The 15,212-nt window shown below is 56.2% G+C and carries 14 protein-coding genes; 3 read left to right on the forward strand and 11 right to left on the reverse strand.

Annotated elements, in window-relative coordinates; all coding sequences use genetic code 11:
* Positions 1-84: 84 nt before the first annotated feature.
* The 5 genes from ACX80V_RS08435 to ACX80V_RS08455 form a co-directional block, all read right to left on the reverse strand.
* Positions 85-573 carry a hypothetical protein gene (locus tag ACX80V_RS08435; protein WP_485842769.1) on the reverse strand — a complete coding sequence of 163 codons (489 nt, stop codon included), beginning with the start codon at positions 571-573 and terminating at the stop codon, positions 85-87.
* A 98-nt stretch (positions 574-671) separates the two neighbouring features.
* Positions 672-2,246: a hypothetical protein gene (locus tag ACX80V_RS08440; RefSeq protein WP_485842770.1), complete on the reverse strand. Its 1,575-nt coding sequence runs from the start codon at positions 2,244-2,246 to the stop codon at positions 672-674.
* 224 nt (positions 2,247-2,470) lie between these two features.
* Complete coding sequence (locus tag ACX80V_RS08445; protein ID WP_485842771.1) at positions 2,471-2,596, reverse strand: hypothetical protein; 126 nt, start codon at positions 2,594-2,596, stop codon at positions 2,471-2,473.
* Positions 2,548-2,862, reverse strand: coding sequence for a hypothetical protein (locus ACX80V_RS08450; protein WP_485842918.1), 315 nt, complete (start codon positions 2,860-2,862; stop codon positions 2,548-2,550). Before ACX80V_RS08450 ends, ACX80V_RS08445 begins: the two co-directional genes overlap by 49 nt.
* A gap of 199 nt (positions 2,863-3,061) precedes the next feature.
* Entirely contained in the window at positions 3,062-4,588 is a 1,527-nt protein-coding gene (locus tag ACX80V_RS08455) for a tyrosine-protein kinase domain-containing protein (protein WP_485842772.1), read from the reverse strand.
* 543 nt (positions 4,589-5,131) lie between these two features.
* On the opposite strand from ACX80V_RS08455, the gene ACX80V_RS08460 reads away from it, so the two are divergent.
* The 3 genes from ACX80V_RS08460 to ACX80V_RS08470 all read left to right on the forward strand — a co-directional run bounded on the left by ACX80V_RS08460 (position 5,132) and on the right by ACX80V_RS08470 (position 8,812).
* Positions 5,132-6,583, forward strand: a complete 1,452-nt coding sequence (locus ACX80V_RS08460) for a hypothetical protein (RefSeq protein WP_485842773.1) — start codon at positions 5,132-5,134, stop codon at positions 6,581-6,583.
* Between the two features lie 392 nt (positions 6,584-6,975).
* Entirely contained in the window at positions 6,976-8,103 is a 1,128-nt protein-coding gene (locus ACX80V_RS08465; protein ID WP_485842774.1) for an acyltransferase family protein, read from the forward strand.
* 496 nt (positions 8,104-8,599) lie between these two features.
* The gene (locus ACX80V_RS08470) at positions 8,600-8,812 is read left to right on the forward strand and encodes a hypothetical protein (RefSeq protein ID WP_485842775.1); all 213 of its coding nucleotides are present in this window, start codon (positions 8,600-8,602) and stop codon (positions 8,810-8,812) included.
* 26 nt (positions 8,813-8,838) lie between these two features.
* Here ACX80V_RS08470 and ACX80V_RS08475 read toward each other — a convergent pair whose 3' ends face one another.
* The 6 genes from ACX80V_RS08475 to ACX80V_RS08500 are packed head-to-tail and all read right to left on the reverse strand — an operon-like array spanning position 8,839 to position 14,780.
* A complete protein-coding gene (locus tag ACX80V_RS08475; protein ID WP_485842776.1) occupies positions 8,839-10,176 on the reverse strand; it encodes a hypothetical protein in 1,338 nt (445 codons plus the stop codon).
* A gap of 43 nt (positions 10,177-10,219) precedes the next feature.
* Entirely contained in the window at positions 10,220-11,305 is a 1,086-nt protein-coding gene (locus tag ACX80V_RS08480; RefSeq protein WP_485842777.1) for a glycosyltransferase, read from the reverse strand.
* Positions 11,305-11,859, reverse strand: a complete 555-nt coding sequence (locus ACX80V_RS08485; RefSeq protein WP_485842778.1) for a serine O-acetyltransferase — start codon at positions 11,857-11,859, stop codon at positions 11,305-11,307. Before ACX80V_RS08485 ends, ACX80V_RS08480 begins: the two co-directional genes overlap by 1 nt.
* A gap of 58 nt (positions 11,860-11,917) precedes the next feature.
* Complete coding sequence (locus ACX80V_RS08490; RefSeq protein ID WP_485842779.1) at positions 11,918-12,862, reverse strand: NAD-dependent epimerase/dehydratase family protein; 945 nt, start codon at positions 12,860-12,862, stop codon at positions 11,918-11,920.
* Positions 12,859-13,653 carry a WecB/TagA/CpsF family glycosyltransferase gene (locus tag ACX80V_RS08495; RefSeq protein ID WP_485842780.1) on the reverse strand — a complete coding sequence of 265 codons (795 nt, stop codon included), beginning with the start codon at positions 13,651-13,653 and terminating at the stop codon, positions 12,859-12,861. The genes ACX80V_RS08490 and ACX80V_RS08495 overlap by 4 nt, the downstream gene beginning before the upstream one ends.
* Positions 13,653-14,780: a glycosyltransferase gene (locus ACX80V_RS08500; protein WP_485842781.1), complete on the reverse strand. Its 1,128-nt coding sequence runs from the start codon at positions 14,778-14,780 to the stop codon at positions 13,653-13,655. Before ACX80V_RS08500 ends, ACX80V_RS08495 begins: the two co-directional genes overlap by 1 nt.
* Between the last annotated feature and the right edge of the window lie 432 nt (positions 14,781-15,212).

Consider the following 15,212-nt stretch of genomic DNA (forward strand, 5'->3'; position numbering starts at 1 on the left):
GGCGACTTCGCTGCCGTCAGACCGATGGCTGCAACGCAACGTAAGGCCACTAACGAAGAGACCCGGTGCTCTTGTGTCCCGGAGCTAACTTCTCTCTGGATTGTAGGACAGCCACGATCCATCTGGTTGTTGCTCCTGCAAATCGTATTTGTGAACCTGTTTCGCGGCCATTCGCTTAGACGCCTCCCAGGGCGCAACTTCGTAATCGACTGTGAATTCGTCCAAGGCAGCGCCGCTATGCAGATCAAGAATTCTATAATTGCGAACTAAATGTGTTGTGCTCTTGATATGCTCGGTGAGCGCCTTTCTAACGGCGATGACAGCGGCCTCGGCGGCCATCGCATCCTTGAAGTGGGTGGCTCGCAACCCACCGTTGTTCATGGCGGCGGCCATGCCCGCTTCTGCGGCCATTATGTCCGCTAGTGCGCGATCTTCTTGTTCTAGCACGCCTAACAGCCTGCGTGTCTCTTCATTGTGCCTGTCGTGCTCTTCGGATGCCCTCATGGCCACATCGTAACGAACGCAGGACAGATGGTGCGGAAGTTCAACGACACGAATGAATGGAACGGCCATGTCACGCTAATACATGTGTCCATGAGCCACCCAGTTCTCAGCCAGCAACGACCCTAGCGTTCCTTGGGGGTCAGAACTTTGATGTTTGACTTGAGTTTTCAGGCTGCATTTACCATTCTTGCATCGTCAATGTAGCTGCGGACGTGACGGTCGATAGTTGCCAGGGCCTGGCGTAGTGGTGCCGGTGCGGGTGGTTTGTCGGCTTCCAGTAGCGGACGCAGGAGCCGGTTGTGGACCTTGGTGTAGAACAAGGCGACGCGTTGGCCCTCGGCCGTGATGTCGTACGTGTTGCTGTGTGGGCGTCGTTCGATGAGTCCCTTGCGGCGCAGCCGTGCGAGGTCATAGCTCATTTGGTTGGTGCTGTAACCGGTGCCCAGCAGATTGGTCACCCGGGCACGCTGGCTCCGATGGGTGAATCCGAGGGTATTGATGGTTACGCATAAGGCGCCGAGCAGGGCCATGACCCGTGGATCGCCGAACCGCAAGGCCGGGGCCCTCCTGCCATCCTCGGTGAGGGTGGACTGTGCGACCCGCTCAAAGGCTGGGCTCGCAAGGATACAACCCTGCCCGACACGTTCAGTATCGAGCAGGCGGGCATTGATGTCACGGGCTTTGGATTGCAGCTCGGGCAGATGTTCCAGGCGGCGGTGACAACGCAGGTCATCGGGCGAGTTCACGACGGTTTCGATACGCAGCGCACGGCCGTCCTTGAGGTATTGCTTGACGCGGGAGTGTTTGTAGAACGCGTTGACGGTGACGTCGGTATCCCGGGTGACAATTTTAGTCTTGCAGAGTCCGGGATCGGGCGGGCGGCCGGGACGGCTGTGGGGCGCATGCCCGGTGAAGATCAGCTCGACGCTGTCGGGACGGCCGATATCGAGATTGTCCGCGACGAGTGCCTCAAAGAAGCCGCGGGCACGGCGGGGCGCGTCAAAGACCAGGGTGCGGGAGATCTCGACTTGGCGCATGGACAGCTCCCACCAGTACCCGGCGTCCGCATCGTGATCGGTCAGCGGCAGCGGCAGCACGGCGAGCCAGCGCTGGAAGAAAACCTCGATGGTGCCCGGCCCGAGCCGGTCACAGATCTCCTGCAGGGCCTGCGGATCCTGGCAGCCGGCAAATCCGTTGGAGAGGGCCGTGAACCCGACCCCTTCCCGAAGGCACTGGCGCTTGGCCCACTCGTGACCATTGACCCAGACCTTGATCGGATACGGGAAGTACGCGCACACCTTGATGAACGCCGGACCGAAGTCGGTATCCCAGAGATAGAAATAGAAGCACGTCACCCGCCGGTCTGCCTTATGGAAGCCGAAGCACGGGATGCCGTTGGTGCCCTGGCGTTGGGTCGAGGCGAAGACATTCTGGTACTCCTGCGCCACTCCGATCGCGGCGACCCCGGACCGGCCGGTCCTCTCTTGGGTGCCCAGATAGCGGCGAATCACATCGATCTTCCGGTCTTCCTTGGCGAAGCGGATCAGCGGGATGTGGTTGGTCTCGGCGAACGAATTCACCGAGCGGCGAAAGTTGGTGCCGATCTTTTCCAGGATCGCCGGAGAAGGGATCCGGTAGCCCAGATGCCTGGTCATGAACGAAACGACCTGGCCACCGACCTGCAGTGTCGGGACATAGCCGTTGAGATAGATCCGGTCCAGGCACTGGATATCCAGGGCCACGTGGCCTTCGAGGACGTCATTGACATTAACCACCACAATCACCGCATCCCCTCCGAGCCGAGCCTCCGATACCATCAGATTGCACCGCACCGGACGGGGCGTCATCAGCGACAGCCAACCACCCACCTCGGCGGTCAGAGGCGAAGCCTCACTGGATTCTCGTTCAAAATAAGCATCGTACCGAAGGAATCCGGAGCCTTCCCACCGTCACAAACACATGGTGATCATACGTGAGGGTCGGCTACGAGACTTTGCGCACGGCCCATTAGCATCCACGGCTTGTCGATGATACGACCCAGGCCTAGAATCGCCACCTCGGAGTGGTTGACGATCGCTGCCGGACCATCCACGCCAAAGACCGCATAATTAATGAGTTTGAATGTCCGGCGCCCAAGCTATGCCCGACTGGCTTGCCGTCACGAACCGCATCGGTGAGCCAGAGGATCTCGTCATCCAGCTCACGCAAGCTGAGTTTTTCGGCCCACAGGATGAAAGGAACTATCAGCCTGCGGGCCGTCTGGGTTTCTTCAGGCTCGTGCGAAGTTACGACGAGTGCGGTGGTGTCAACATCCGGCCGAACAGTGGCCTCGGGGATCTCAGCATGACTGCGTGACATGTTGTCTGCGACGGCTTTACGCACGCCCTTGATGGGAGTGCGGGAGGAAATGTCCAAACGCTGCAGGCGTCGATGCCACTTCGGTCTCGAGTGATTCAGCCCTTCGGATGCTCGCTAGTAGACGATGAAGCCCGCTATGCCCGATGCGTCTGGAAAATGCAGCCAATGGAATCGGCGGCAGAAGGTGAAGTACTTTATCTCAATACGTCTGCGCGGCACCGTCGGCCTGCTTTCCAGGGAATGCCCGCGCTGGCCTAACCGCGTCATCTAAAGCCGCGGACTCGTAGTTGGCATTGAATGAGCGAGAACCATTTTCGACGGTACGTTGAAGCACCGCAGGTCTTCTCCACTGCCCACCCTTGTCCCCTTGGGAACCTTCTTGGTTCGAATAGTAGGTGTAGGAGTAGGAATCTGGGCCTTTCACTGGCAGTCGGTTCATGACCACCCCTAGCAAGTTGGCACCAACCATATCCAGAGCATTCAAGGACTTTTCCAAGTCTTGGACTTTTAGTTTCTGCGATCCTACGACGACGACAACGCCGCCGACATGCTGGGCTAAAACAGCTGCGTCTGTAACAGGCAAGAGTGGTGGAGCGTCGATAATGATCGTGTCGAACACCTGTTCCAGTCCCACGATCAGTTGTTGCATCTCCTGCGAGCCGAGAAGTTCACTGGGGTTGGGGGGAATCTGGCCGGACGTAAGCACATAAAGACTATCGTCACCCCACAGCTGAAGGAGATCATTTACCTCCGCAAGGCCCAACAATGCAGACGTGAGCCCCGCATTGCGATCAAGTCCAAGATACTCGTTGACCATCGGGCGTCTTAAATCCGCGTCAACTAGGCAGACTGTCTGACCCGCCTGCGCGAGAGCGATCGCGAGGTTTGTGGCTGTCGTGCTCTTCCCCTCGCCCGGCAGGGAGGACGTCACTAGGACGGACTTGGCACGGCCCGAGATGTTAGCAAACTGCAGGTTTGTCCGGAGCTGGCGAAAAGACTCGGCCCGGGGGCTCTGAGGTGCCGCCTGTGTCAGAAGGGGCTTGCGGGAGGCATCTTGATCAAAAGCTATGCCGCCCAGCAAAGGCGCAGGCGTAACACGCCTGAGATCGGCCTCACCCCGAAGGCGGTTGTCCAAAGTTGTTCGGAGTATCGCGGACGTAGTACCTATGGCAATACCGATAAGAAGGCCAAGAAGGACATTCAACCTTGTATTGGGCGCGGATGGGTATTTAGGTGCTTCGGCGGGGGTTACTACGGACATGTTGACGGGAGATGAGCCACCGTTCTTAGGCCGTTCAAGAGTCTCAATTGCTGCGATCAAGCTAGATGCTATCGCCTTCGCAAGTGCGGCAGCTTGGACCGGAGAAGCGTCATCGACGGAGATATTGATAAGAACCGTGTTCAGATCAGACGTTGCCGTAACCTGCTGTGCCAATTCTTCAGCCGTGATTTCGAGGCCCAGGGAGTCTATCGCCGGCTGCAGAACGACAGGCGTGGTAACCGTCTTCACATACGACTGAACTCGCGCTTGGCTAAAGGTGTTTCCCTGCTGCAGCTCCTGCGCTGAGCCAGAATTCTGAATCGCAACGAATAGTTGCGTGGAAGCTGTGTACGTCGGCTGGACTAGTGCGGAAGCTCCTGCAGACACCAAGACGCCAGCTAGCATGGCAGCAACGATTACCATCCAGTTTCGTCGCAGAATGCGTAAGTAGTCGCCGAGTTCCAACCTGGGTCCCCCTGTGTGAGTATCCCGACGCGGGAATGACAGGCATCGGGAACGTAACTAATTTGTGGATCACGGCAATTGTACGCGGCCCCGCGTCCATGCTTCGCCAGGGACAGTCGGAGATAGCGACCTTCCCTGATGAAGGCAAGGCCAGAATTAGTTGAATATTTTACAAACTACAGCTTGCGACGGCCTCAAGCTGTGCAACAAAGGGGGTACCGGCAGCGGCCCCGGCGCTCGCCACGGAAGACCAACATGACGCTTCCGGCCCGACGCCTGACGTCCACTAGTCTGAGAAGAAGGGGGTTGCCGGATGCTGAGCATATATAGTGAACGAGGAACCGGTCGCTGGCCAGGCACTAAACTCACTCGCCCAAGCGTTTACTCGCTTCGTCGGCTCCCTAAGAGCGTAGGCACGCAGCTGACTACGAGTTGCCGGTGGATTTCTCTTGAAATCGAGATGCACACTATACATACCGGCAAATTATCGATGGTCGCTCGCGAAAGCGGGCCAAGGCGGCGAATACCTGGCGTCTGGATGTCGTGGATAAAGTCAAACTGGATTTCGGAGCGTTGTTCTTGAGACCGACTAAGCTATTCCCTGCCACGAAGCAGGGGCTTGTTACAATCATCTTGGTCATCGTCGTAGTGATTGCGTTGAACCTAACCGTCATATTCACAGGGATCAGCACTCTAGTGTTTACTGCGATGGGCGCCTTGGCTTTGCTCGCCTGCACGCTGAGCCTGCCAAGGCACTGGCTCCCCGGAATGGCGCTGGCGTTGTTTGTTCTCCTTCCGATTACATATATGCCGTCTGTTAATCCGGTTTTCGGCCGTTACCTGGCGCCTGCCTTAGGAATGCTGCTTATTTGGATGCTCCGCTCAATCGGCAAGCCCCAAGGAACAATCGGACGCGTCCCTAAACTTTGGACTTGGATTGCATGCTTGCTCCTGGGTCTTTCCACTGCTTCGGCTGCGTGGAGTTTAGATCCTGCGCGTTCTCTCTTCTGGACTTTCACTGTCGGGATTGCGTTCATTGGATTCGCTTGGATGGGTCAGAAGGCAGACCACCGTAGTGTGGCGAGCCTTACCGCAACGTGGTTATCGCTCGGCCTTTTCATTGGAGCGATGGCAATCGCCGAAGGAGTGACAAGTACATCGTTTCTCCAGGCTATCTACGCAAACCAGGATTCTTCAGGTATCGGTTTCAATCAACTCTGGAGCACCTTCCGTGTCACTACGACACTGGGACACCCGCTCATGAATGCCACGTTCCTAGCCACTACATCAGCCTTCGGAATCATGCATGCGGCGAGGACGAATTCGAAACTGGCCTTGGTATCCGGTGTTCTGTGCGGAGCGGGTGCCGTATTGACGGTTTCCAGAAGCGCAGTGGGAGCGCTGGCTGCCGGCCTTTGCTTGGGTCTCATCACTGTGCTGACCACCAAATCCATGTCTTTCGGCAGAAAGGCCTTCTGGACTCTTGGGGCAGTTGCGGCAGCTTGGGCGGTTGCGACCACACCGATTGTCCAGGAGCGTTCCGCATCGGCAGAAGGCGAAGGATCGTCGAGGCTACGATCAATACTCCTAGATCTCGCCCTCGACGCGGCAGCAAGCGACGGCTTTACCGGTTCTGGTGCCGGTTCGTCAGCTCAGCGATCCGTACTCGCTGGCATCACTCTCCCATTTGAGAACTCTTATGCGGGAGTTTTGGTCAGCCTAGGTATTGCAGGACTGGCTCTCATGATGGTCCTCATGCTTGGCCTTCTCATTATTGCTGTAGTCCAAAATAACCCTGCAGGCGCGGCCGCCTTGGCTACATTCTCCATACAGATTTCGGCATACCCTCTTGTAGACAATGTGCCTATTTCAATGATTATGCTTGGGGCGCTTGCATACCTCGTTTTCGGTACGTCCGCATCCAGTTCCAGCAATACCGAGACGCTTGGAGCGATGACAGGACACTCGCCCTTAGCAGCTACCCTTCGGCGGTAACCCATCAAATTACACACTGTCGTTCGCTGGGTGCCACCGCAAGTGCCACACCCGCGGTACGCAAGACTTCATGCACATCCGTATATGACGTGCCCCGCTTACTCGGGCGGGCAAGCGATGCCGGTCCTGTTTCTAAGCCATTACACACCCGAACGCCGTAGGCTCGCCGGCCTGACACACAAGGGTCGCTGCTGGCGAAGGTGAGTAGTTTGGTTCCTCAATCGGCCGGCGCTGTACAATCAATTTCGCCCGACATTCTCCGGTGCGTATGCTGAAGACGTCTTGGGGAAATTTGACTTCCTGGAGAATCAGCCCACATCTCTTGCCTAGATGCGGTGTGCGCCGAATCACACCAGTCAAACATCAATTTTCGGACGTCGGAACGAGGGAATTTGAGCGACGAAGCAGCGCCGAAGAACGGCGAAAATAGATACATACACATTGATGCCCTCCGCGCGTTCGCAGTGATGCTCGTTGTGGTAGCCCACGCCGGCCTTGGCCACTTTGTGCCCGGCGGAAGCGGCGTGACGATTTTCTTCGCCGTTTCCGGATTCATCATTACTTTCTTGTTGCTACGAGAGAGAGGGGAGTCGGGCAGCTTTTCCGTGTTCCGCTTCTATCAAAGACGCGCAATCAAGATCGCTCCGCCTTTTCTGGTTGTTGTCCTTATACCGACGATGATCTATTCGTTATGGATCAGCGTTGATTGGCCCGTAGTAATGTCCCAGATATTTTTTGCCTATAATTGGGTCAAGTACCAAGGACACTTCGAAGTTTTGCCCGGAAGCGAGGTAGTATGGAGCCTTGCAATCGAGGAACAATTCTACATTGTTTTCTCAATTGTCTGGCTCCTTATTGCTAAGGGCAGAAGGGCGATGTTGTGGCTCGGAGTGACGGCGGGATTCGCAATTCTTTACTCCACGACCGTTAGATTCTTACTTGCCTCGTCCCAATCGTCGGAACGGATCTACTACGGTTCGGATACGCGCATTGATGGAATCGCGTGGGGAGTCTTAGCGGCAGTCATTTACTATAGCTGGATCAGCAGCGATCGGGCCCGAGGAAAGTTCGTGCCTTCCTTCTCACATCCTTCGATACTGATCCTAGCGATAGGTATTTACATTCTGAGTCTCGTGATTCGGGACGAATGGTTTAGGGATACCGTTCGCTACACGTTGCAAGCGGTAGCAACCTGCGCTGTCATCCTCTTCGGGCTCGTGCCAGGCGAGGGAACTGTCAGGCGTACGTTCAATGCTATCGCGAGGTTGCCGTTCGTAAACCTGATTGGTGCAGCAAGCTACAGCATCTATTTGGTACATTTGTCTGTCGTTTCGGTGTTACGCCCATACGTAGAAACCCTTCCCTTTGTCCTGAGTGTCTTCTTGCTTACGACTGTCGGCGTGGGAGTGGGGATACTTGTATATTCGCTTGTTGAAATACCAGCCCACAAGTTTGGCAAAGCGCTGAAAATCCGGCAAGCAAAATCTGCCCAGAGCGCGGTCGCTGCGGCGAAAGTGTAATCCGTGTGGCGAAGGGAGGCATGTCGCTGTCCCACCGCAGCGGGGGTCTCCTGTAAGGCGCTGAATGGTGTGCCTAGCTCGGTCGCCGGTGCCGTTGAAGTTCTCTCTGGTCCAAGTACCGCTGGTGCTGCGAGATGTGGCCTCGCCTGCCCGCGGTGTCCTCTTTGAATCCACTGCGAAGATCCCGCGGCACGCCAGGTCCACCGGACGGCTTCGGGTCTGGTCTACCTCGTCGACGCGGTCATTCGTTCCGGACTGGACGGGCCGTGTCGGAGACTGCCTCGGCATTCTCGTGTCCTGGTGGAGGGTCAGCGCGGAGGTGAACGAAGCCTGTGTTGTGACCCTTGTGACGTGGATCGGCTCAGCCCGAGGATGCTGGGCATCGACGAGCATCGCCGCCGGTCGGTGCGCTATTTCCGTGATCCGAAGTCCGGGCCGTGGACCCAGCACGACCACAGGCTGACAACGCTCGTGGACCTTGGACAAAGGACATGTCATGCGTGTCGTCGACGGCCGGGACCACACAGGCGTCGGCGACTGGCCCTTCACCCGCCCGCTGGACTGGCAACTGGCACTGCACTTAGTCGCGATCGATCTGTCCGCCCCGTACCGGAAGTCGTTGAAGAAGCGGCCTCCACGCGCGCTGTCGCGGTCGAGCATATCCATGGGCACTCGCCGCCGTGTCCACCGCAACTACCGGATCAGGTGAGACAACGCTGAACATGCGAGGGGCCGTCAATCATGTATGTGACTCCGAATTGCAGGCGCGTCGGATTTGGGTACGCTCCCCATATCGAAGGGCATCGCCAGCCCTTGTGCGTCGGGCGAAGACGTTTCAGCCTCTCCGAACTGGCCAAGGTCGGCTCCAATTACCGGGACCAGACACCGCCAAGTCACGATGACATATGTTATCGCGGTTAGCGTCCGAATCGAGACAGAAGCGATGGGGATACCAATTGGGCCCATTGCGGCGAAGAGGACCCCGTCAAGGAGCACCGTCAAGAGGGTAATCGTCGCAGCAAACCACAGAAGTATGGACTGACGATCAGCCACGACAAGGAGCCGGGAGCACGCCATTGAGATGACCGTGACCGGCAAAGAAATCAGGAGAAGCTGCGACCAGGCCAATCCCTGTTGCCACGCCTCAGGGATCGGAAACAGCGCAGGCGCCATTTGTAATACGCCAATTGCTATCACCGAAGCGCTACTGGAAAGCACCAAGAGAACGAATAAGTCTCGCCTAAGCAGCCGAAAGCCTTCGTCCATTGGCGTCGAACGTAACTCAGACCACCGACCCACGCGCCGAACTATGTAACTCAGGTTGAAAAATTGGACACCGGCGAAGAAGATCTTGTCTGCAAGTTCATACGCGCTGAGACTTCCGGTCGGAGCGGCCGACAAGAACATCCGGTCAGTGACCGGCGCGAGTTGTACAGTGGCCGTCGAAAGCGACTGTGTAATCAGGCCGCCTGTCTCAAGCCTCAAGTCCGTCTGCGTCCCCAATGAGTCCAAGCGACTTGCCAACGGCAGTAGGGCGGTCAGGCGGATCGCTTCGCCCACCACGATACTCAAGGCGATTGTGATCAAGGGCGCTCCAGGCCATACCAAGACCAGTAGCAACGGCAGCGCAGCCTTCAAAGCTTGGAGCAAGATTGGGATCTCCTGCTTCCCACACGAAATTAGCTGCCCCGATCGGCTGCTGGCTTCCCCGCCGATCAGCGGAAGCATCAACGTCAACACTGCCACCACGAGGAAGTCAGATCGCTGTTCGGGCAGTATGGCAAGGTAGTACGCGCCAATGAGCGCTGAACCGCCCAGCAGTGTCGACAGAAGAGTAAATTTGCGAATAACGCGTCGGTACCTACGCAGTTCGCCTTTTGACACTGTGCCGCTTTGCGCGCGAACGCGCCCGAACTGAACAACCGAATTGACTTCGATAGTGTTTCCGAGAATGTTCGTGAGGACCAGAGCAACAGAGGTAGCCAAAAAAAATGGATCGCTAACGTCTTTGCCCAACACAGCAGTGAGGACGAAGGGTAATGCAAAGCCCGGTAGCATAGCGAAGATCGCCACTATGGGGCTCGCTAGCCTAAGGAAGGTTTGTCTACGCATTCTTCTACTTCACCAGGCGTTTTATCACTGAGAGCAGCTGCGCTCCGCTACTCTCAGCGCTGAATCGGTTCATCCAGCTTTGAACTGTCACTGAGTCACCAGGGAGCAAGGTTTCAGCGGCAAGGACGCCATCAACGTAGTCCGAAACAGCGTCGCCGCTGACCAAGACACCAGTGACGCCGGGTAATACTGCATCAGCCACGCCTAACGCCCGCGAGGACGCCACCACTCGAAAACCGGACGCCGCAGCGTCCAGCAAGACGTTTCCAAACCCCTCAAGCATTGAGGGAAGTAGAACCAGAGAGTTCTCAGGAACCAGCGTCGGCCAATCCGCTGACCAGCTCAGGAAAGTGGCGGTGACGTGCATATTCTCCGCCCTGAGTTTCGTCGCCTCTAAGGCGGGACCATCGCCAATGAAGACGACTTTTGGACGCATTCCCTGGATCTCACCTAGCGAGAATGCCACATCCAAGGCCAGCCCGGGGCGTTTTTGGGCGACCAACCGCCCCGGGACCACTAAGGTCACTGAGTCCGTGGCATCGATGCCACGGCTGCGTTGTGGTAACAACACCGGAGCCGGGAAAACGGGGTTGGGAACTACCCACAGTCGATTGCGGTCAATTCCATATCTTGCCACGGCTTCTGCCGCGACAGCGTGCGAGCTTGCCAAGAAAGCGTCAGCAAACCGGTAGACCGCCCGGGCAATAGCGGTCTGCGCATGGAATCCCCGACTCCGGTTTACTCCATAATTCGACTCAATTGTGTGGCTGCTTACTATGACTCTTGGGCGTCCTCCAAAGGACAAAAATACGCCTGCTAGAGCCAGCAAATTCCAAAACGGCATCAGACCAATAACCACATCCGGGCCTTCAACACGTATAGCCCTTCGAAGCGACCTGACCAGCGAGAACAGGGACGAGGCACCAAGAGGCACGACGCGGAACGAGCCAGCATCGACCTCGACCTCGATAGGCTGAGTGGCAAAAACGATGACTTCGTTTCCGGACTCAGAGAGATGAGAAGCCCACGCCTTGGCCACGTACTCAGCTCCACCACCCGCTAAACGTGGAACAACAAATGCGATCTTCATTAGACTGAGCCTCGCGGGTGATTCACTTGGCTTGGTGCTAAGTGCATCCAGCCAGGCATTGGGGAGTTCGAGCCGACATCACGAATGATTTGGGCCGGTGCGCCGGCCACGACAACATTCGATGGAACATCCTTTGTCACAACGGAGTTTGCGCCGATCACCGAATTATCGCCCACTTTAATATTCCCGAATAGAACGGCGCCCGGACCGATGTAGACACTATGCCCAATTTGCGGTGCAAAATTTTCCGCTTCACCCAGATTCGTACCGGAATGAATGCGGCAGTACCTGCCAACTCGGACTTTATTATTGACGACTATATTGCCGATATGAGCAATAGAAAGTCCCCTACCAAATACTCCTGGCGGGATGGATATACCGTAAAAGGCTCCCAAACGAGCCAGACGCAGGCGGGCCAAACCCCAGGCCAGACGACCTAGTGGATTCTCATAAATTGATAGCAATTCAACTAACCGAAGAGTCCTCTGGTAATGCAGTTCTGGATATTTGAATTTAAGCCAAGGGACCCAACGATTCACATCATGGCTATGCATATCCTCGTCCAAGAAATCCAAATAGTCTTGACGACTATTGATTACGTCGTGTTGGCTATCATCCAAAGTATCGACGTCCCCACTCGAGATGCCTCTTGAGGCCCTCTTCCAGGTCAACACGAGGCTTCCATCCGAGGTCACTGGAGATCTTGTCGATGGAACCAGCTGTCCGCCGAACATCGCCTGCAACAGCGTCGATGTACTCAACGTTCAGCGCGGAGCCACTCAGGTCGGCCAGAATGTCAAGGACTTCGTTCATAGAAACGTTACTGCCGCCAGCAACGTTGTAGACGGCGCCTCCCGCGGCGTCAGAACGAGCAGCGCAGATATTCGCCTCAACGACGTCGTCTACGTAGGTAAAGTCGCGAACCTGATTTCCGTCCCCATATATTTGTATCGTGCCATTAGTTACGGCCGCTTTGACGAATCTCGTGAAAGCCATATCCGGCCGTTGACCGGGGCCATAGACCGTGAAATAGCGGAGAGACACCGTCGGCACGGCAAAGTTCTTGGCGTACAGGGTGCATAGGTGCTCGGCAGCCAGTTTCGTTACACCATATGGGCTCAAAGGTTGGGGTTTGTCAGATTCGTGAGTTGGATACGCCTCAGCATCTCCGTAGACCGACGAGGAGGAAGCGTAGACAAACTTTTTTAGACTCTTGTTGGTACGCGCCCATTCAAGAAGGCGTTGGGTTGCCCCAACGTTCGCCTCGGTGTAAATCTGGAACTCATCCCCCCAAGATCGTCGCACTCCAGGTTGTCCTGCTTGATGAAATACAAGTTCGACATCACCGACCGCGCCGGAGAGGTCTACCGCATTAATGTCCGCGTCCAAAAACGTGAAATTGGGGCCTCGTAGTGCTTCGAGATTCGACTTCTTTATGTCGACATCGTAGTAGTCCGTGAGACAATCCAGTCCTACAACCTCGTGTCCCTCTGCGATGAGGCGCTTGGACAGCCGACTCCCGACAAAACCGGCTGCGCCAGTTACCAGAGCTTTCAACGTATCTTCTTCCTTAGCGTGTTGTACGTAATTGTTGCTATTGCTAGACCCTTGACTAAGTAACGGTGTGCAAGTCGGCGCGGCTCTTGAATGAGACGCCACGTCCACTCCATGCCCAGCGTTTGCAGCCATAGCGGGGCGCGAGACTTCTTTCCGCTCGCAAAGTCGACAGCCGCGCCTGCACCGATGTAGATAGCCGGCGCCAAGACTGCCCGAAGGGCCAGAAAGAACTGCTCCTGTTTCGGGGATCCCAAACACACGAAAACAAGGTCTGGCTTCAAATCCGCTAAGCGGGTCAGCATCGGCTTCAAGCCTACGGAGTCGAAACCCGTGGAATAGGCGAGCTTGACACCTGTAAGAGCCGCCTGTGGATAAGCCTTCCGCAAGTTACCGACGGCTAGATCATTTGCCTCGTCCGCGCCGCCCAGTATTACAACTTGCCATTTACGCTCATGTGATGCCGCGACACATTTCATGAGCATGTCGGCTCCGGTTTGCCGAGTCGCGCCGCTGGCACCGATCATCCTTGCCATCCATACCAGTGGCATACCGTCGAGAGTTCTCAATGAGGCGTTCTTGTAGGCTGTCCAGAGATCTTGACTTCGCCGGAGATCGATCGCCTGATCTACATTTGCTGTGACGACTAATGCCGGTTTCTTGTACTTGAGCAGCTCATCTAGCTCGTCTAGAAGTGTGCAGTCATTCCCCACAAAGACTGGCAGTCCACCCAACAACACTTCGTTGTCAGGCGACAGACTCACAGCCAGATCGGCTCCAGCGAGAAGATCCATCACTGTTTGCCCTCCGCAAACATGACATCGTTTACCACAGCCGGAGCCGCTAGATTTCCAACGCTCTCGCGTGCCGTTTCCGAGCTAAGGTTGATAGCTCGGCTAATGGCCCCCGCAATTGTCACCGGGTCCCTATTTGTGACGAATCCGTTCTTGTCATCTTCCACGATTCCGCCGGTGTCCGAACCCTCGGTCACGACGGCAGGCAGCCCCGATGCGAGTGCCTCCACTAGAACACGTGGATATCCTTCGTACCCTGGGTGCGACGTCATCAGGAAAACATTGCATTGACCCATAATTCGTGCCACTTCGTCCGGTTCAACTCGGCCATGTAGCTGCACCCGAGCCCTCAGTCCTGTCGGAAGAGAATTGAGCCTCTCCTCCAGCGCAGCCAACATCGTGCCAGAGCCTAATACTGACAACGACCAATTGTCCGATGGCCTCAATCGCTCGAGTTCCTCGATGACATCCAATGCCAGCTCTGGGTCCTTTGGAACTTCGAGCCGCCCAACCCAACAGACCGCGTTGGTGCGGCGTTCAGAGGACTGCAAAATTAGTTCGGGGTCCCACCATGTAGGCGAAAATCTCGCTGCTTGATTCCACCCCTGTACCGTTGTGGAGTACTCCCTGTTGAAAACGATGACATCGGCCGCTCGCCTGACCACAAGCCTTTCCAGTGCTTCGTGGAGGGTACCCGCAAAGCGCCAAAAAGAGTCCGAGGTTTTCCCTGTCAATCCTCCCTGTTGCGTATGCACCATATAGACCAAAGGCTTGCGTCTTAACATGGGGATCAGAAGAGCGATATCCATTCTGTGGGCTTGGACGGCCAAAGCGTCCGGCATGCGTCTGAGGAAGCGGGCAAACCCCACGGCCAGTTTGATTGAATGCGGAATAAACCGACGCTGATCGCCTGGATCGACCCTTGCCACCGGCAAGAACCAGACTTCACGATCTTCGAACTTGTAGAGCTCCCAAACTCCGAGCCTCCTTGACTTGGGTCCAGCCCCAGTATCAACTCCGACAAAGGCAAGCGTCATGTTGTCAGGTGCGTACTTGGCGATGCCGCGAAGACATGTATCAATACCGCCTGGAGACGGCCTAGCCAAGTCCGTCTGGTGAATGATCAAGCGATCAACTTTTGGAGGAACGATGCCCAAATGACTACCCCTAGTTAGCAATTCACGACCAAAAAGAATCAGCCAGTTAACCGTCTCTGCGCTGAGGATCAGCCTAAAACGGTACGCGATGCGGGTCTGGACGCGCTGTCAGTCATATTGCAGGACACTGCTTGGTGAACCAATGATCGTGCTAGGATCGCGCCAATAATTTTTCTGAGAGCCCCCAAACCACGGAACCGCGTGCGATCTGCTCCTGGCGTTTCCTGCGCAATCCTATCAAGGGGCCGCCGCGCCACAATCACCACACGTGTGAGATTCACCTCAAACGATTCGGTTGCAACGCACAGGTCGCAATTTGTTACCGTCAACACGACTAAGTTCCTAACCTCGGAGCCTGCAAGTCGGCATGCTGTGAGAACATGGCCTCACAATGGGAAGTGC

Source organism: Pseudarthrobacter arbutini, from assembly GCF_054510915.1.

What these genes read in the sequence shown, in the direction of transcription:
- ACX80V_RS08470 (WP_485842775.1), top strand. Translation starts at nt 8,600, where the DNA reads ATGCGTGTCGTCGACGGCCGGGACCACACAGGCGTCGGCGACTGGCCC.
- ACX80V_RS08435 (WP_485842769.1), bottom strand. Translation starts at nt 573, where the DNA reads ATGGCCGTTCCATTCATTCGTGTCGTTGAACTTCCGCACCATCTGTCC.
- ACX80V_RS08450 (WP_485842918.1), bottom strand. Translation starts at nt 2,862, where the DNA reads ATGTCACGCAGTCATGCTGAGATCCCCGAGGCCACTGTTCGGCCGGAT.
- ACX80V_RS08495 (WP_485842780.1), bottom strand. Translation starts at nt 13,653, where the DNA reads ATGGATCTTCTCGCTGGAGCCGATCTGGCTGTGAGTCTGTCGCCTGAC.
- ACX80V_RS08480 (WP_485842777.1), bottom strand. Translation starts at nt 11,305, where the DNA reads ATGAAGATCGCATTTGTTGTTCCACGTTTAGCGGGTGGTGGAGCTGAG.
- ACX80V_RS08485 (WP_485842778.1), bottom strand. Translation starts at nt 11,859, where the DNA reads ATGCATAGCCATGATGTGAATCGTTGGGTCCCTTGGCTTAAATTCAAA.